Below are 17,287 nucleotides of genomic sequence, written 5' to 3'. Positions count from 1 at the left end.
CCTCGGCACCCGTCCAGGTTGGGCGGATGCCGAGACACTAGGCTGGATGTTCTACTCAGGGGGGTGACCGTGTCGGCTGAGCCGCGCGTGCTGTCGGGACGCTATCGCGTCGACGAACCCATCGGCCGGGGCGGCATGGCCCGTGTCTACCGGGGTTACGACCTCACTCTCGGGCGCGCCGTCGCCGTCAAGATCCTCAAGCGCGAGCTGGCCGAGGACAGTGCCTTCCGCACCCGCTTCCGGCTCGAGGCGCAGGCGGCATCCCGCATGTCCCACCCCACCATCGTGCGGGTGTACGACGCCGGCGAAGACACCGAGACCGACCCGGATGGCTCGGTGCACCCGCTTCCCTACATCGTCATGGAGCTCGTCCAGGGCGTGCTGCTGAAGGATCTCGTCTCAGAGGGCCCGCTCCCCGTCGACACGGCGGTGCGCTACGTCGACGGCATCCTCGAAGCCCTGGAGTATTCGCACCGTGCCGGTGTCGTCCACCGCGACATCAAGCCCGGCAACGTGATGGTGACCGACTCCGGCCAGGTGAAGGTCATGGACTTCGGCATCGCCCGGGCGGTGTCGGACTCGTCATCGACCGTCGCCGACACGACCGCCATCCTCGGCACCGCCGCCTACTTCTCCCCCGAGCAGGCCAAGGGCGAGCCGGTCGACGCGCGCGCCGACGTGTACTCCACCGGAGTGGTGCTGTACGAGCTGCTCACCGGGCGCCAGCCGTTCCGTGGCGAGAGCCCGGTGGCCGTGGCCTACCAGCACGTCAGCGAAACGCCCCTGGCGCCGAGCGAGGTGAACCCCTCCGTGCCCCGCGCCCTCGACGCCGTCGTGCTGCGGGCACTGGCCAAGGACCCCTTCCAGAGGTTCCAGGATGCCGCGGCGTTCCGTGAGGCGCTCGACGCGACCGTCGACGGCAAGGCGCCGTCGCGGCGCCAGGTCGACGCGCTCACCCACCAGCTGTACGGACCCGACCCGCGTCAGGCGCAGGACACCGCCCGGTCGCTCAGGCAGCTGAGCACCGACACGACGATGACGCGCACGCAACCCGGTCCGCCGGTGGCGTGGATCTGGGCGGGCGTGGCGCTCATGGCCGTGCTGCTGGTCTCGGTGCTGTTCTGGGTCGTGACGATCCCGCCCGGATCAGGCGTGCCCAGCAACGCCCGCATCGTCCCGGACGTCGTGGACATGTCCTACGACCGGGCGGAGGAGCAGCTGCTCGCCGCTGACCTGCAGCCCCAGCGCATCGATGAGAGCAGCGACAGCGTCGCTGCGGGAAACGTGATCCGCGTCGAACCGGCCGTCGGCACCTCGGTGGCGGTCGGGGAAGACGTCGACGTGTACGTCTCATCCGGCATCGAGACCACGGCCGTTCCTCCCCTGGTGGGCCTCGATCGCGCGGCGGCCGAGCAGGCTCTGGTCGACGCGGGGCTCCGCCCGGGCAGCGCGGTTCAGCGCAACGACCCGGCAGCGGCCGAAGGCCTCGTGCTGTGGGCGTCGTACGAGGCGGGCACCGACGTCCCGCAGGGCACCATGGTGAACCTCGAGGTCGCCACCGGCAGGGTGACCCTCGTCAACGTCGCCGGCTACACGCTCGAAGCGGCCACGCGCGAACTCGAGTCCGACAGCCTGCAGCTCACGGTGCTCCCCGTGGAGGACCCGTCGTGCCCCGCCACGCCGGGCGGCCCCACGGTGCTGTCGCAGTCCCTCGCTCCCGGCGACGTGCCGATCCACTCCACGGTCGAGCTGACGTACTGCACCGGCTCCTAGCCGGCCGATGCCGCCCGGTGCGGCTGCAGACCTGCCCCGCGGCCGGCGGCATCCGCCACGCCCACCCGCTCCAGCCAGTTGCCGAGCAGCCGGTATCCACCCTCGGTGAGCACGCTCTCGGGGTGGAATTGCACGCCGTCCAGGGGAAGGCGGCGGTGGGTGAGACCCATCACGATCCCGGAAGCGGTGCGGCTGGTGACCCGCAGGTCCGCAGGAAGCGTGCGCTCGGTGACCGCCAGCGAGTGGTACCTGCCGGCGATGAAGGGATCGGGGAGCCCGGCGTAGAGCGGGTCACCGTCGTGGTGCACGGCGCTGGTCATCCCGTGGACGAGTTCGGGGGCTCGCCCCACGTCCGCTCCGAAGGCGGCCGCGAGCGCCTGGTGGCCCAGGCACACGCCCAGAAGCGGCATCTGCGCCCGTGCGGCTGCCTGCACGACGGCGATCGACGCGCCGGCACGGGCGGGTGTGCCCGGACCGGGTGAGATCAGCACGCCGGCGAACCCGGCGATCGCGGCATCCGGCTCGCGGATCTCGTCCGCCTCCACCACGCGTGCCTGCGCACCGAGCTCCTGGAGGTAGCCGATCAGGGTGTGCACGAAGCTGTCATGGTTGTCGACGACCAGCACCCGCCCGCTCACTGGACCGTGACGTCCTCGGGGGCGATGAAGCCCGAGACCCACGGGAAGACGTGGAAGAACAGGGCGTAGACGACGGCGGCCGCCAGCAGGATCAGGATCACGACCCGGAGCCACCACGGACCGGGCAGAATCCGCCACAGCGCTGCGTACATCAGGCCCCTTCCGTGGATGCCAGGGAGTCCGGGGCGCCGTCGGCGCGCGGAGTGAACGACTCGAACACCGCGTACGCCGCCAGGCGCTCCGCCGTGGACCACATCGGGCTGCACGTGGTCAGGGTCAGATAACGCCCGTCCGCGGCGACCCCCGGACGCTGCGGCACCGGCTCCAGCACCGACACCTCATCCGGTCGCACGTACTCCATGTTGCGGAAGCGGTACGTGTACCACCCCTCCTCCGTCTCGAGCACGATGGCGTCGCCGATCTGCAGCGACGGCACGTTCTCGAACGGTGCGCCCTGCGTGTAGCGATGGGCTGCCAGTGCGACGTTGCCCATGTCCCCCGGCATGGCCGTCCCCGGGTAGTGGCCGACGCCGATGGGGTCGAGAACCCGCGCCTTGCTGATCCCCTCGGCCACGGGGAACACCCAGTCGTCTCCGAACCGTGGGATGTGGAGGGCACCGAAGATCTCGGCATCCCCCACCGCGGCGGGGACGACGGGCTCCGGCGCCGCCGTCTGCGGATCGGCCGAGGGAGCGGGCGTCGCCTCGGGAGTCGCTTGCTCCTGGGCCCCCCATTCCCGGGTGATCTCGCGGGCCTGCGACTGACGCTCTGCGCCGATGATCGCATCGCCGATCCACAGTTGCCACACCACGTAGAGCAGCACCACGACGCCGAGGGTGATGAGGATCTCACCGATCACGCCCACCACGCTGACGCGGCCGCGCGAGGCGGCGCGACGACGGCGCCGGAGCGGCGAGGGGGTGGGGTCGGACACGTCTGCATCCTAACGACGCGGTATGAGCAGGCGCTGCGGCTAAACTGGCCGGCATGGCATCTTCCGACAAGCCCGGCGAGCCCGTCTCCGAGCGCACCGAGGGCGACGCCGCCCCCAATCCCGTGTGGTTCAAGCCCATCATGTTCGGGCTGATGCTGCTGGGGCTGGTGTGGGTGCTCGTCTTCTACCTGAGCAGCACGCAGTTCCCCATCCCCGGGATCGGCGCGTGGAACCTCGTGATCGGCTTCGGCATCGCGTTCATCGGCTTCCTGATGACGACGCGGTGGCGCTGAGCGAACCCTCCACACCCCCTCCACACCTGTGAATTACACCGGTGTGATTCATCCCCAGGCTGGGGATGAATCTGTGGATAACTATCCGTAGACCGCCGCCGGGATGACCAGCAACGCCAGCAACCCCGCTCCGACGGCCACGAGCAGCCAGATCTGCTGTCGCCGCTGACGCAGCGCGCGCGTGCGGGCGAAGATGAACCCCACGAGTGCGCCCACAAGGCCGCCACCGATGTGCGCCTGCCACGAGATGCCGGACCCCGGCAGGAACGTGATGACAAGGTTCAGTCCCAGGAGCACGGCGATGGCCGTCACGTTCGCGCCGAGATGCCGCCCGATGACGAACATCGCGCCGAGCAGTCCCCACACGCCGCCCGAGGCGCCGACGAGCCAGGTGCCCGGCGCGAGCAGGGCGACCAGCACCGAGCCGCCCAGCGCGCTGAGCCCGTAGAGCGCGAGGAAGCGCCCGCGGCCGAGCAGGGGTTCGAGACTGCGCCCCAGTGCCCACAGCGCCAGCATGTTCAGCGCGAGATGCCAGAGGCTCGCGTGAACGAACGTCACGGTCAGCAGGCGCCACGGCTGCAGTCCGAACCCCGGGAGCAGGTACGCGCTGTTGAAGGCCAGCAGCGAGCCGACCGCGTCTCCCACCACCCCCGGGATCAAGCCGATCAACGAGATCACCGACGTGACGATCACGAGCGCATACGTCGCGAGCGGCCGGGTGTCGGTCGACCGCGAGCGGAACGCCCGCGGTCGGGACGGCATGCGCGTGACCTTCGCCGCCTGCTGCTGATCGCGCAGGCACTCCGGACAGATCACACCGACCGGCATCTGCGTCTGGCACTCGGGACAGATCGTGCGCAGGCACCGCTGGCACAGCACGAAGCTCTGCCGGTCAGGATGCCGGTAGCAGAAGTTCTCCGGATTGGTGCGGAAGTCCGGTGAGGTCACGCGCCGAGTCGGCCCGCGCTCAGACGGCCGCGATGTCGATGGAGGAGATCACGACGGGCTCGACCGGGCGGTCGCCCGCGGCGGTCGGAACCTTGGCGATCTCGTCGACCACGGCACGCGAGGCGTCGTCGGCGACCTCACCGAAGATGGTGTGCTTGCCGTTGAGCCACGGGGTGGGGTCGGTGGTGATGAAGAACTGCGAACCGTTCGTGCCCTCGGCCTTGCCGGTGATCGCGTTGCGGCGAAGGCCCGCGTTGGCCATGGCCAGCAGGTACGGCGCGCCGAAGGTCAGCTCGGGGTGGATCTCGTCGTCGAACGTGTAGCCGGGGCCGCCGACGCCCTTGCCGAGCGGGTCGCCGCCCTGGATCATGAAGCCGGGGATGATGCGGTGGAAGATCACGTCCGTGTACAGCGGACCCTCGCCGGGCTTGCCCGTGGCGGGATCGGTCCAGGCGCCGGTTCCGTCGGCCAGGCCGATGAAGTTCTGCACCGTGCGGGGTGCGTGGTCTCCGAAGAGGTTGACGACGATGTCGCCGTGGTTGGTGTGCAGGGTCGCGACCGCAGTGGGGAGTGCCATGTCGTACATTCTCGCAGAGTTATGTGCAACCCCTCCCGTCTGGGGGTGCGCACGTCTGGCAAGATATGGAGAAACGTGTCCGAGCGATATAGGGAGGGCCCCTCGTGAGCCTCAGCCGCAAGCGCAAGAAGGAACTCCGCAAGCTCCAGAAGCAGGCGAACACCCTCTGGGAAACCCAGCAGGTACTCGTCGGTGAGGCGGCCAACGTCGCCAAGGAGGCCAGCCGTCAGCTCGGCCACTACCGGCGCGAGAATGTCATGCCCGTCATCAGCGGCGCGTACGGGCAGTACGCCGCCCCGTACGTCTCCAAAGCCACGCAGGTGTCGCGCCAGGTGCTGAACGACAAGGTCGTTCCCGCTGCCGGTGCCGTCGTCGGCTCCGCGATGTCGGTGTGGGACGCCGCGAACGACACCCGTGCGCGGGTGGCCGCCGGGCGGGGATTCGCCGCTCCCGACGTGGCGCAGTACTCCAAGAAGGCCGACAAGTACAGCAAGGATGCCGCGAAGAAGCTTGCCAAGAAGCTCGCTCTCGTCGCTCCGGAGCCGAAGAAGCGCATCGGCGCCGGCAGCGTCATCGCGATCATCCTCGGAGTCTCCGCAGCACTCGGCGTCGCCTACGCCGCGTGGCAGACGCTGCGCGCCGACGACGAGCTCTGGGTTGCAGATGACCCGCTGAGCGCGCCGGACGCGTGACGACACCGTCCGAGAGTCTCTCTCGAGCCCGCGACGCCGCACAGGCGCGCGGGCTCGAGGTGTCTTTCCGGGAGCGACCTGCCGCGCGCAGCCTTGCCGAGGCCGCCGCGCTGCTCGGCATCCGCCCCGCCGACATCGTGAAGACCCTCGTGGTCAAGCGCAGCGACGACACCTATCTCTTCGCCCTCGTGCCCGGCGATCGGGTGATCTCCTGGCCGAAGCTCCGCGCCGTCGTCGGGGTGAACAAGCTGCGGCTCCCCGACGCCGACCACGCCCTCGCCGCGACCGGGTACGCGCGCGGCACGATCGTCCCCATCGGCAGCACGGTGGACTGGCCGGTGTTCGCCGATGAGCGCATCACGGGCAAGCGCATCGCCATGGGGGCCGGCGCCCCCGGCTACAGCCTGTTCGTCGACGCCGACGCGCTGATCGCGGCGTACGGTGCGACCGTGGCCGACATCTCCGTCGAAGAGCCGCCCGGAGCACCCCTCAGCTGACCTCGGCCATCTTCAGCGCGATGTCCACGAGCTTCACGCGCTGCAGCCGCGATACCCCCGGGACCGGGAACCACTGCGCACGGTCGGTCGATCCGTCCAGCTCGTCGCGCAGGCGCCCGCCCGTCACCCGGGCGGAGTACACGATCCGCAGCGTGTGGAGGGGCTCCTCGGAGTCCTCCAGCCGGCGCGAGGCCGGGATGACCCGCGAGTGGATGCCGAGAAGCTCGTCGACGGCGACCTTGTAGCCCGTTTCCTCGCGCACCTCGCGGCGGACGGCGTGCTCGGGGTCCTCGCCCGCTTCCAGGCCCCCGCCCGGCATCGTCCAGCCGGAGCGGCCGTTCTCGTTCCAGTGCGCCAGCAGCACGCGGTCGTCGTCATCCCTGACGACGGCGTAGGCGGCGACTCGAAGTTGCATGCGAGCGACTCTATCGAGCCGGCGGGGGACTGCCGGGGGCGGTCGCGGCCTGCGGTGGGCATCGGTTAGGGTACGGCCACACACCCCGGGTCCCGGCCCGCGGGGCGGTGGGGCATACGGAAAGCGCCGCCCCGGAGGACGGCGCTTTCTCGACTGTGGAGCCTAGGAGATTCGAACTCCTGACATCCTGCTTGCAAAGCAGGCGCTCTACCAACTGAGCTAAGGCCCCGGGGCTGTGTTGTGGGGCTACCAGGACTTGAACCTGGGACCTCTTCATTATCAGTGAAGCGCTCTAACCGCCTGAGCTATAGCCCCGTCTGCCGCGATTTCTCATCGGCAACCTCCAAGACTTTACCCGACGCGACCCGGTTTCACGAAACCGAGTCGCGCCCGGGCGCGTCAGTTGGAGGTGAACCCGACGAGCAGGCCGCCGGTGATCTTCACCATCAGGTTGTAGATGCCCGCCACGACCGCGCCCAGCACCGTGAAGACGATGAGGTTGAGGATCGCGATGACGGCGGCGAACGCCATCACCTGCGGGAGTCCGATGAACGATGTGAGCGAGACCGTGCCGTCGGTGAATGCCACGAAGAGCTCGTCGAGCTTCGCCAGCAGCGTGGTGGCCTCGAGCACCAGGTAGACCAGGAAGATCGACACGACCGTCACGATCGCGAGGGCCACCGAGGCCAGGAACGACAGCTTCACCGCGGACCAGAAGTCCACGTACACCAGGCGCAGCCGCACCTGCTTGGAGCTGGTCTTGCTGGAGGACTTCTTAGCCAGCTTGTCGGCTACCGTGCTCATGCGTCAGTACTCTCTTCCGGGGTCTCGGGGGAGGCGGTCCCGTCTGCGGGTCCGGCGGCCGCCGCATCGGCATCCACCGCCGCATCGGCATCCACTGCCGCCTCGGCTCGCTCGGCCAGGCCACGCTCTCCGTTGCGGGCGATCGCCAGGATGCGATCCTCGTCGTCCGGGCGTGCGAACACGACACCCATGGTGTCGCGGCCCTTGGCAGGCACCTCGGCCACGGCAGAGCGTACCACCTTGCCGCTGGCAAGAACCACGAGCACCTCGTCCTCCTCGCCGACGATGAGGCCGCCGGCCAGGTCTCCGCGGTCCTCGTTCAGCTTGGCCACCTTGATGCCCAGGCCGCCGCGGCCCTGCACCCGGTACTCGCCGATGCTCGTGCGCTTGGCGTAGCCGCCCTCGGTCACGACGAAGACGTAGCCGTCGTCGTGGGCGACGGATGCCGAGAGCAGGCTGTCGTCGCCCCGGAAGGACATGCCCTTCACGCCCTCTGTGCTGCGCCCCATGGGGCGCAGGGACTCATCGGTCGCGGTGAAGCGCAGCGACATGCCGTGCCGCGAGATGAGCAGCACGTCGTCGGTCTCGTCCACGAGCAGCGCGCTGACGACCTCGTCGTCCTCGCGCAGGCGGATTGCGATGATGCCGCCCTGGCGGTTGGTGTCGTACTCGGTCAGGCGCGTCTTCTTGACCAGGCCGCCCCGGGTGGCGAGCACCAGATACGTCGCGGCCGTGTAGTCGCGGATGTCGAGGATCTGGGCGATCTCCTCGTCGGGCTGCAGCGCCAGCAGATTGGCCACGTGCTGGCCCTTGGCATCGCGCCCGGCCTCGGGCACCTCGTAGCCCTTCGAGCGATAGACGCGGCCCTTCGTCGTGAAGAACAGCAGCCAGTGGTGCGTCGTGGTGACGAAGAAGTGCTCCACCACGTCGTCGGCGCGCAGCTGGGCGCCCTTGACGCCCTTGCCGCCGCGGTGCTGCGAGCGGTAGTTGTCACTGCGCGTGCGCTTGATGTAGCCGGCGCGGGTGACGGTGACGACCATCTCCTCTTCGGGGATGAGGTCCTCGATCGACATGTCGCCGTCGAACCCGTGGAGGATGTGCGTGCGACGCTCGTCACCGAACTTGTCCACGATGCCGGTCAGTTCGTCGCGGATGATCTCGCGCTGACGCAGAGGGCTCGCGAGGATGCTGTTGTAGTCCGAGATCTTGATCTCGAGGGCCGTGGCCTCGTCGACGATCTTCTGTCGCTCGAGGGCCGCCAGGCGACGCAGCTGCATCGACAGGATGGCATCGGCCTGGTCGTCGTCGATCTCCAGCAGCACCTTCAGACCCTCGCGCGCCTCGTCGACGGTCGGGGAGCGGCGGATGAGCGCGATGACCTCGTCCAGGGCGTCGAGGGCCTTCAGGTAGCCGCGCAGGATGTGCATGCGCTTCTCGGCTTCGCGCAGGCGGTAGCGAGTGCGCCGCACGATCACTTCGACCTGGTGCTCGATCCAGTACGAGACGAACCCGTCCAGCGGCAGCGTGCGCGGCACGCCGTCGACGATGGCGAGCATGTTCGCGCCGAAGTTCTCCTGCAGCTGCGTGTGCTTGTACAGGTTGTTCAGCACGACCTTCGCCACCGCGTCGCGCTTGAGGACGATGACCAGGCGCTGGCCCGTGCGGTCGGAGGTCTCGTCGCGGATGTCGGCGATGCCGTGGAGCTTGCCGTCACGGGCGAGGTCCCGGATCTTCGCCGCGACGTTGTCGGGGTTCACCTGGTAGGGCAGCTCCGTGACCACGAGGCACGTGCGTCCCTGGATCTCCTCCACGGAGACGACCGCGCGCATGGTGATCGAGCCGCGCCCCGTGCGCTGCGCTTCGCGGATGCCGCGGGTGCCGAGGATCTGCGCGCCGGTGGGGAAGTCGGGGCCGGGGATGCGCTGCATGAGCGCCTCGAGCAGCTCCTCACGGGTGGCTTCCGGGTTCTCCAGCGCCCACAGCGCACCGTCGGCGACCTCACGCAGGTTGTGCGGCGGGATGTTGGTCGCCATGCCGACCGCGATGCCGACCGAGCCGTTGACGAGCAGGTTCGGGAACCGGGCGGGGAGCACGGACGGCTCCTGTGTGCGGCCGTCGTAGTTGTCCTCGAAATCGACGGTCTCCTCGTCGATGTCGCGGACCATCTCGAGCGCCAGCTGCGCCATCTTGGTCTCGGTGTATCGCGGGGCTGCGGCGCCCATGTTCCCCGGAGAGCCGAAGTTGCCCTGGCCGTCGGCGAGCGGGTAGCGCAGCGACCACGGCTGCACGAGGCGCACGAGGGCGTCGTAGATCGCGCTGTCACCGTGCGGGTGGTACTGACCCATCACCTCGCCCACGACGCGGGCGCACTTCGAGAACGCCTTGTCTGGGCGGTAGCCGCCGTCGTACATGCCGTAGATCACGCGGCGGTGCACGGGCTTCAGCCCATCGCGCACGTCGGGCAGCGCGCGGCCCACGATCACGCTCATGGCGTAGTCGAGGTAGCTGCGCTGCATCTCGACCTGCAGGTCGACCTGGTCGATGTTGCCGTGCTCGTACCCGTCGATCGGGGCGGGGCGCTTGTCGTCAGTCATGTCGTCTCAGTTCCGATTCCGCTCGTGCCGCGCTCAGATGTCCAGGAAGCGGACGTCCTTGGCGTTGCGCTGGATGAATCCGCGCCGCGCCTCGACGTCCTCGCCCATGAGCACCGAGAAGATCTCGTCCGCCGCGGCGGCATCGTCGATCGTCACCTGCCGCAGAGTGCGGGTCTCGGGGTCCATCGTGGTCTCCCACAGCTCCTTGGCGTTCATCTCGCCCAGACCCTTGTAGCGCTGCACGCCGTTGTCCTTCGGGATCCGCTTGCCGGCGGCGATACCCTCGGCCATCAGGGCGTCGCGCTCCCGGTCGCTGTAGACGTATTCGTGGTCGGAGTTCGTCCACTTCAGTCGGTACAGCGGCGGCTGCGCGAGGTAGACGAAGCCGGCCTCGATCAGCCCGCGCATGTAGCGGAAGAGCAGCGTCAGCAGCAGGGTCGTGATGTGCTGGCCGTCGACGTCGGCATCCGCCATCAGCACGATCTTGTGATAGCGCGCCTTGTCGACGGAGAAGTCCTCGCCGATCCCGGTGCCGAAGGCCGAGATCATCGCCTGGATCTCGGCGTTGCCGAGCGCGCGGTCAAGGCGCGCCTTCTCGACGTTGAGGATCTTGCCGCGGAGCGACAGGATGGCCTGGCGCTCGGGGTCGCGTCCGCTCACCGCGGAGCCGCCGGCGGAGTCACCCTCGACGAGGAAGATCTCGCTGATCGAGGGATCCTTGCTGGTGCAGTCCTTCAGCTTGTCCGGCATGGATGCCGACTCGAAGACGCTCTTGCGACGGGCCGTCTCGCGGGCCTTGCGGGCGGCCAGACGTGCGGTGGCGGCGTCGATCGCCTTGCCGATCACGCGCTTGGCCTGGGCGGGGTTGCGATCGAGCCAGTCGGTGAGCTGATCGCCCACGACCTTCTGCACGAACGCCTTCGCCTCGGTGTTGCCCAGCTTCGTCTTGGTCTGGCCCTCGAACTGCGGCTCGGAGAGCTTCACCGAGATGACGGCCGTGAGTCCCTCACGGATGTCCTCGCCGGTGAGGTTGTCGTCCTTCTCCTTGAGCATGTTGTTCGCCCGCGCGTAGCGGTTGACCAGGGTGGTCAGCGCCGCACGGAAGCCCTCTTCGTGCGTGCCGCCCTCGTGGGTGTTGATCGTGTTGGCGAAGGTGTAGACGTTCTCGGTGTAGCTCGTCGTCCACTGCATCGCCAGTTCGAGCGCGATGTGGCGCACCCGGTCCTCGGACTCGATCTCGATGATCTCGTCGTTGACGACCTCGGCCTTGCGCACCTTGTTGAGGTACTCGACGTAGTCGACGAGGCCGCGCTCGTAGTGGAAGTCGTCGTGCGGCTGGTGCTCGACGGCTGTGCCGTCGGGGAGATCCACCATGTACACGGAGTCGGGACGCTCGTCGGTGAGTGTGATGCGCAGGCCCTTGTTGAGGAAGGCCGTCTGCTGGAAGCGGGTGCGCAGCGTGTCGTAGTCGAAGTGCACGGACTCGAAGATCGTGTCATCCGGCCAGAACTCGATCATCGTCCCGGTCTCGGAGGTCTCCTCGGCCTGCGCGAGGGGCGCCTGCGGGACGCCGCCGTCGCGATACGACTGACGCCACGCGTGACCCTGCCGCTTGACCTCGACCTCGAGTCGGCTCGACAGCGCGTTGACCACCGAGGAGCCGACGCCGTGCAGGCCGCCGGAGACCGCGTATCCGCCGCCGCCGAACTTGCCGCCGGCGTGCAGCACGGTGAGCACGACCTCGACCGTGGACTTGCCCTCGGTGCGGTGGATGTCGACGGGGATGCCACGACCGTTGTCCACGACGCGGATGCCGCCGTCGGGCAGGATCGTCACCCGGATGGTGTCGCAGTACCCGGCGAGGGCCTCGTCGACGGAGTTGTCGACGATCTCGTACACCAGGTGGTGGAGTCCTCGCTCGCCCGTGGAGCCGATGTACATGCCGGGACGCTTGCGGACCGCTTCGAGACCCTCGAGGACCTGAATCTCATCCGCGCCGTACGCGCTGTCCCGTGCCGGCGCCGTCCGCGATTCGGGTTCTTCGGAAACGCTGTCGGGATTCTGAGACGTCATAGGTTTCGAGCGCTCCACATCGATCGTGCGTGAGCGTCCAGTCTATCGGGTTTCGTGGCTCGTCCGCGGCCTGAATGCCCCTGTGGCGCGATGAAAATCGTCGGAATGGCCCAGATCGTGGGTCAACCGTATGTATCGCGGGGACCGCGCCCTGGAATCGCTCTGCGACCCCATTTCCAGGAGGGGACGTCCGGCCCCACGAAGCGGATGCTCGACACCCCCGCCTCGGGGAAGCGCCGCACGATCTCGGTGACGATGGTCGCGCGCATGAGGGTGAGCTGCCGCGCCCACGCGGTGGAATCGCATTGCACCGTGAGCACGCCGTCGCCCAGCGCCACCGGCGAGGCGTGGCGCGCGGTCTCCTCGCCGGCGACCTGCTCCCACTGCAGCACCAGGTCCTCGCGGGCGAGCTGCGAGTTCCATCCGGCGGCGCGGGTGAGGTCCGCGACGATGTCGCCGAGACCGTGGGGATCGCGTCCGGGGGTGAAGGGAGCGTTCTCGTCATCGGTCACGGGTCGGCGGCGACGCCGTGAGCGCTGCGTCGGCTCGAGTCCCCGCAGCCGCATGTAGGTGGCGATGGTCTCGGGAATGCGCGTCGGGTCAGTCATGCTCGGCCTCCACGATGCGACCCGCCTCGACCCGGACGGTCCGTGCGCGCAGCGCCTGCGGCACATCTTCTTCGACCGCGGCGGTGACGACCACCTGCTCGTAATCGGCGACGAGCCCGGCCAGCCGGCTGCGGCGATCAGCGTCGAGCTCGGCGAAGACGTCGTCGAGAATCAGCACGGGGTCCCCGAGCCGGGATTCCGCCCGCAGCAACTGCGCGGATGCCAGGCGCAGGGCGAGCGCCACCGACCACGATTCCCCGTGCGAGGCGTATCCCTTCACCGGCAGGCCCCGTACCCGCAGCAGCATGTCGTCGCGATGGGGGCCGGTGAGGGTGAGACCGCGCTCGAGCTCCGCGGTGCGGCGCGCGGCGAGGGCGGAGCGGAAGAGCGCTTCGACGGCGGTCGCGTCTGAGGCGGTCGCGGCTGACGCCGCATCCTCTTCGGGATCCGCGCCGTCCACCGACAATGCCCAGACGAGTTCCGGGCTGTGGTCGGCGCCGGCGATGGAGGAGTAGGCGTCGACCAGAGGCTGGGTGAGTTCGGCCGCCAATGCCAGCCGGGCGCGGATGACCTGCGTGCCGAGCGTGACGAGCTTGTCATCCCAGACGTCGAGGGTCGCCAGCGCGTCGCCGCGGACACCCCGTGCTCTCGCGGACTTCAGCAGGGCGGTGCGCTGCTTGAGCACGCGATCGTAGTCGGCGAGCACTCCCGCCATGCGCGGGCTGCGCTGGATGAGCAGCTGATCGGCGAAACGGCGGCGGGCAGAGGGATCGCCGCGCACGATCTGCAGGTCTTCCGGGGCGAACAGCACCACCTGCGCGTAGCGCGGCAGCTCTGCGGGCTTCACCGGGGCACCGTTGACCCGCGCCTTGTTCGATCCCTGGCGGTTCACCTGGGCTTCGAGCTGCACGCGTCGCTCACCGTGAGCGAGCCGGGCTCGGACGATCGCGGCATCCGCCCCGTCGCGCACCATCGGCGCGTCGTTCGAGACGCGGTGCGACCCCAGCGTGGCGAAGAACGCGATCGCCTCGACCAGGTTCGTCTTGCCCTGGCCGTTGCGGCCGACGAAGACGTTGGCCCCCGGCGACAGTGCGACGTCGGCCGCCGCGTAATTGCGGAAGTCCACGAGGCTGAGCTGCTCGACGATCACCGAATCACCTTAGTTCGCCGGTCCGACAGGCCGCCGGGCGGGCGGCGGGTCAGCGCAGGAGCAGGTTGGGCTGCAGCAGGTACTTGAACGATCCTTCGCCCGCCTTGTCCACCGACGTCTGCGCCGTGATCAGCACCGGGCTGAGCTTGTTGGCGTTCTCGCTGGAGGTGAACGTGATGCGGGTGAACTCGCTGCGGACGGCGCCGAGAGCCTCGATGAGGTACTGGGGGTTCAGGCCCAGGGTGACGTCCTCGCCGACGAGCGTGGCATCCACGGACTCGGTCGCCCGAGCCTGTTCGGTGCCTGAGGCGTCCATCGAGACGCTGTCGACCGTGAACGTGAACCGCAGTGGCGCCGAACGGTCGAGCACGAGGGACACACGGCGCACCGCTTCGACCAGATCTGCGGTGTTGACCACGGCGTGGTGCTCAGTCTGCTCGGGGAACAGGCGGCGCACCGGCGGGAAGTTGCCCTTGATCAGCAGCGATGTGACCGTCTTGTTTCCGGAGGTGAACGCGATGATCTCGCGGTCACCGGTGCCGGAGAAGGCGATCGAGATGTCGCCGGAGTGCGCGAAGGTCTTTCCGACTTCGGTCAGGGTGCGAGCCGGAACGAGCGCGGTCGTCGTTTCGTCGGATGCCGCAGAGCCGCCGTCCCACGGCAGTTCGCGCAGCGCCACGCGATAGCGGTCGGTGGCGACGAGGCTGAGCTGCGTGCCCGAGACCTCGAGCTGCACGCCGGTGAGCACCGGGGTCACGTCGTCGCGGGAGGCGGCGAAGGCGACCTGGGCGATGGCGGTGGCGAAATCGTCGGCGGGGACGAGGCCCGATTCTCCCGACACCTCAGGGATCGCGGGGTACTCCTGCACCGGCATGGACGACAGGGTGAACCGAGCCGACCCGCAGGTGAGCAGGATGCCGCCGTCTTCTTCGAGGCTCATCTGCACCGGGGCCTGCGGAAGCTTGCTGGCGATGTCGGCGAGGAGGCGCCCGTGCACCAGGATCGTGCCCGGCTCGTCGACAGTCGCGTCGATCGTCGTTCGGGCGGATGCCTCGTAGTCGAAAGCCGAGAGTGACAGGCCGGCGTCGGTGGCTTCGATGAGCACGCCCGCGAGGATCGGCTGCGGATTGCGCTGCGGCAGAAGCTTCACGACGAACGACACGGCCTCGCTGAAGACATCGCGATTGACGTGGAACTTCACAGGTGCTCCCTTGATGGCGGTAGGGCCTCCAATGCTAGCGCCACGAAGCCGCTGCCCCGGAAGACGTCGATCGCAGCGGCGTCACGGTGATGGACCCGGAATTCATAGAGAAGGTTCTGTCATCTTGTTAACAGCTGTGGAAACTGTGGATAACTTCGTCGATCCCTGTCGGCACAACCGAACTACACGCGTGTGACTTGTGAAATGGCTGCGGATTCGCGTGATTGCAAGGGCTGCAGGGCGGTGCTCGAAAACTCTTGTCATCCACAGGCCGGTCGGATCCACTCACAATCTTGTCGGCGCGTCCCACATTTATCCACAGGTTTTCCACACTGTGTAGAACCGGATGATCGGACCCCGCAGGTACCCTGTCAAGCGCCACGAGATCGCATATGCCGGGCCCGCAGACATGCGCGAGGGGGAATGAGCGCGAGCGGGCGGAGCAGGCCGCGAGGGATGCCGCGGGACGGCAGAGCGCAGCACAGGGCGCACCGGCAGGGCGCGCCGAAGCGGCCCGCTGCGACGGCTACCGCGACGCCGGGCGTCGCGGTAGCGGGAGGGCGTCGAGCGCCCGTCAGCGGCCGTTGCGACCGAGCTGCGTGGTGATCTCCGACACCTGGTTGTAGATCGAGCGCCGCTCCTTCATGAGCTCGCTGATCTTCTTATAGGCGTACATGACCGTGGTGTGATCGCGGTTGCCGAACAGCTGCCCGATCTTGGGCAGCGAGAGGCTCGTCCGTTCGCGACACAGGTACATGGCGATCTGGCGGGCGGTGGCGACGGCCTGCGACCGGCTCGACCCGTACAGGTCGTCGACCGACAGCCGGAAGTATTGCGCCGTGGCCGTGATGATGTCGGTGGGGGAGACGACATTGGCATCGTCGTGGTCCACGATGTCGCGGAGCACCGTCTGCGCCAGCGCGATGTCGAGGGCCGATCGGTTGAGACTCGCGAAGGCCGAGACGCGGATCAGGGCTCCCTCGAGCTCCCGGATGTTGGAGGACACCTTCGTCGCGATGTACTCCAGCACCTCGTCGGGCACGAGAAGCCGCTCGGACTGTGCCTTCTTGCGGAGGATCGCGATACGCGTCTCGAGGTCGGGCGCCTGCACGTCGGTGATCAGGCCCCACTCGAAGCGGCTGCGCATGCGGTCCTCGAACCCCGTGAGGTGTCGCGGGGGCACATCGCTGGTGATCACGACCTGCTTGTCGTGGTCGTGCAGCGTGTTGAAGGTGTGGAAGAACGCCTCCTGCGTCTCGGCGCGACCCTGCAGGAACTGGATGTCGTCGATGAGCAGGATGTCGACCTCGCGATACCGCGCCTGGAAGGCGGCACCGCGGTTGTTGGCGATGGAGTTGATGAAGTCGTTCGTGAACTCCTCGCTCGAGACGTACCTCACGCGGATGCCGGGGTAGAGGCTGAGCCCGTACTCGCCGATCGCGTGGAGGAGGTGCGTCTTGCCGAGCCCCGAGTCGCCGTAGATGAACAGGGGGTTGTACGCCTTCGCGGGTGCTTCGGCCACGGCGACCGCTGCCGCGTGCGCGAAGCGGTTCGACTGACCGATGACGAAGTTGTCGAAGGTGTACTTCGGATTGAGTCGGGTGTCGCTGCGCGAGGGCGGGGCGATCGGCTCCGGCTCCTCGACGATGGGGCTGCGCACGATGACGGGGGCGGGCGCCGGCTGCAGCGGGGCGGGGGCGTTCAGATGGATGTCGGCGAGCTCGGGGTTGACCACCACACGGAAGGTGGATGCCGCCGGCTGGGCGTCGACGCGGGCGAGAGCCTCCATGATCGGCGCGCGCAGACGCTTGTTCAGCTGCGCGGCGGTGAGTTCATTGGGCACGTCGAGGTAGAGGGTCCCGCTCATGACCCCCTGCGCCACGGCGAGGCTGAGGAAACCCTGCAGCTGAGGGGTGACCCGATCATCGTGGGAGAGTTCGCCGAGCACAGCTCGCCAGACGGGAACGTCTGGAAGATCGGGCTGTGACATTGCGCCTCCGGGGATCGATGCGCCGTGGCATCCGCCGCACGCGGAGGGGGCGGGCCTGTGGATAACGTGCGGGGGCAACGCTAATCAGGCAACCTCGCCT

At 68.4% G+C, this 17,287-nt stretch carries 17 protein-coding genes and 2 tRNA genes; 4 read left to right on the top strand and 15 right to left on the bottom strand.

Annotation, left to right across the window (positions count from 1 at the left end; translation table 11 throughout):
• Positions 1-69 precede the first annotated feature (69 nt).
• Positions 70-1,773 carry a Stk1 family PASTA domain-containing Ser/Thr kinase gene (pknB, locus tag QNO14_RS00095; RefSeq protein WP_257495430.1) on the top strand — a complete coding sequence of 568 codons (1,704 nt, stop codon included), beginning with the start codon at positions 70-72 and terminating at the stop codon, positions 1,771-1,773.
• Here pknB and QNO14_RS00090 read toward each other — a convergent pair.
• Genes QNO14_RS00090 through QNO14_RS00080 form a run of 3 tightly spaced genes read right to left on the bottom strand, consistent with a single transcriptional unit; the run spans position 1,770 to position 3,345 of the window.
• Positions 1,770-2,399 (bottom strand): anthranilate synthase component II, encoded by a 630-nt coding sequence (locus QNO14_RS00090; protein ID WP_374114018.1) that lies wholly within the window; start codon positions 2,397-2,399, stop codon positions 1,770-1,772. The genes pknB and QNO14_RS00090 overlap by 4 nt on opposite strands.
• Positions 2,400-2,407: 8 nt before the next feature.
• Entirely contained in the window at positions 2,408-2,563 is a 156-nt protein-coding gene (locus QNO14_RS00085) for a hypothetical protein (RefSeq protein ID WP_257495226.1), read from the bottom strand.
• Complete coding sequence (locus tag QNO14_RS00080; protein WP_257507010.1) at positions 2,563-3,345, bottom strand: class E sortase; 783 nt, start codon at positions 3,343-3,345, stop codon at positions 2,563-2,565. The genes QNO14_RS00085 and QNO14_RS00080 overlap by 1 nt, the downstream gene beginning before the upstream one ends.
• Positions 3,346-3,398: 53 nt before the next feature.
• On the opposite strand from QNO14_RS00080, the gene QNO14_RS00075 reads away from it, so the two are divergent.
• Entirely contained in the window at positions 3,399-3,638 is a 240-nt protein-coding gene (locus QNO14_RS00075) for a cell division protein CrgA (protein WP_257495224.1), read from the top strand.
• A gap of 81 nt (positions 3,639-3,719) precedes the next feature.
• On the opposite strand, the gene QNO14_RS00070 is transcribed toward QNO14_RS00075, so the two are convergent.
• Positions 3,720-4,586: a rhomboid family intramembrane serine protease gene (locus QNO14_RS00070; RefSeq protein ID WP_257495223.1), complete on the bottom strand. Its 867-nt coding sequence runs from the start codon at positions 4,584-4,586 to the stop codon at positions 3,720-3,722.
• 19 nt (positions 4,587-4,605) lie between these two features.
• Positions 4,606-5,163 carry a peptidylprolyl isomerase gene (locus QNO14_RS00065; protein WP_257495222.1) on the bottom strand — a complete coding sequence of 186 codons (558 nt, stop codon included), beginning with the start codon at positions 5,161-5,163 and terminating at the stop codon, positions 4,606-4,608.
• A gap of 104 nt (positions 5,164-5,267) precedes the next feature.
• Here QNO14_RS00065 and QNO14_RS00060 point away from each other — a divergent pair, with 104 nt between their 5' ends.
• Both QNO14_RS00060 and QNO14_RS00055 read left to right on the top strand, forming a co-directional pair.
• Complete coding sequence (locus tag QNO14_RS00060) at positions 5,268-5,855, top strand: DNA helicase (RefSeq protein ID WP_257495221.1); 588 nt, start codon at positions 5,268-5,270, stop codon at positions 5,853-5,855.
• A complete protein-coding gene (locus tag QNO14_RS00055) occupies positions 5,852-6,352 on the top strand; it encodes an aminoacyl-tRNA deacylase (RefSeq protein ID WP_257495220.1) in 501 nt (166 codons plus the stop codon). Before QNO14_RS00060 ends, QNO14_RS00055 begins: the two co-directional genes overlap by 4 nt.
• Here QNO14_RS00055 and QNO14_RS00050 read toward each other — a convergent pair.
• From QNO14_RS00050 to dnaA, 10 genes are all read right to left on the bottom strand, one after another.
• Entirely contained in the window at positions 6,345-6,767 is a 423-nt protein-coding gene (locus QNO14_RS00050; RefSeq protein ID WP_257495219.1) for an NUDIX hydrolase, read from the bottom strand. The two genes, QNO14_RS00055 and QNO14_RS00050, sit on opposite strands and share 8 nt — an antisense overlap.
• 156 nt (positions 6,768-6,923) lie before the next feature.
• Positions 6,924-6,996, bottom strand: a tRNA-Ala gene (locus tag QNO14_RS00045).
• Between the two features lie 12 nt (positions 6,997-7,008).
• Positions 7,009-7,082, bottom strand: a tRNA-Ile gene (locus tag QNO14_RS00040).
• An 84-nt stretch (positions 7,083-7,166) separates the two neighbouring features.
• Entirely contained in the window at positions 7,167-7,571 is a 405-nt protein-coding gene (locus QNO14_RS00035) for a DUF3566 domain-containing protein (RefSeq protein WP_257495218.1), read from the bottom strand.
• Complete coding sequence (gene gyrA / locus QNO14_RS00030; protein ID WP_257495217.1) at positions 7,568-10,165, bottom strand: DNA gyrase subunit A; 2,598 nt, start codon at positions 10,163-10,165, stop codon at positions 7,568-7,570. Before gyrA ends, QNO14_RS00035 begins: the two co-directional genes overlap by 4 nt.
• Before the next feature lie 33 nt (positions 10,166-10,198).
• A complete protein-coding gene (gene gyrB, locus QNO14_RS00025) occupies positions 10,199-12,238 on the bottom strand; it encodes a DNA topoisomerase (ATP-hydrolyzing) subunit B (RefSeq protein WP_257495216.1) in 2,040 nt (679 codons plus the stop codon).
• Between the two features lie 122 nt (positions 12,239-12,360).
• Positions 12,361-12,846, bottom strand: coding sequence for a DciA family protein (locus QNO14_RS00020; RefSeq protein WP_257495215.1), 486 nt, complete (start codon positions 12,844-12,846; stop codon positions 12,361-12,363).
• Complete coding sequence (gene recF / locus QNO14_RS00015; RefSeq protein WP_257495214.1) at positions 12,839-13,996, bottom strand: DNA replication/repair protein RecF; 1,158 nt, start codon at positions 13,994-13,996, stop codon at positions 12,839-12,841. Before recF ends, QNO14_RS00020 begins: the two co-directional genes overlap by 8 nt.
• 49 nt (positions 13,997-14,045) lie before the next feature.
• Positions 14,046-15,197, bottom strand: coding sequence for a DNA polymerase III subunit beta (dnaN, locus tag QNO14_RS00010; RefSeq protein WP_257495213.1), 1,152 nt, complete (start codon positions 15,195-15,197; stop codon positions 14,046-14,048).
• A 574-nt stretch (positions 15,198-15,771) separates the two neighbouring features.
• A complete protein-coding gene (gene dnaA / locus QNO14_RS00005) occupies positions 15,772-17,187 on the bottom strand; it encodes a chromosomal replication initiator protein DnaA (RefSeq protein WP_257495212.1) in 1,416 nt (471 codons plus the stop codon).
• Positions 17,188-17,287: the final 100 nt, after the last annotated feature.

This window comes from Microbacterium sp. zg-Y625, assembly GCF_030246925.1.
Taxonomy (GTDB): domain Bacteria; phylum Actinomycetota; class Actinomycetes; order Actinomycetales; family Microbacteriaceae; genus Microbacterium; species Microbacterium jiangjiandongii.
Note: the sequence above shows the minus strand (reverse complement) of the source record. Positions and strands in the feature narration are given on the sequence as shown.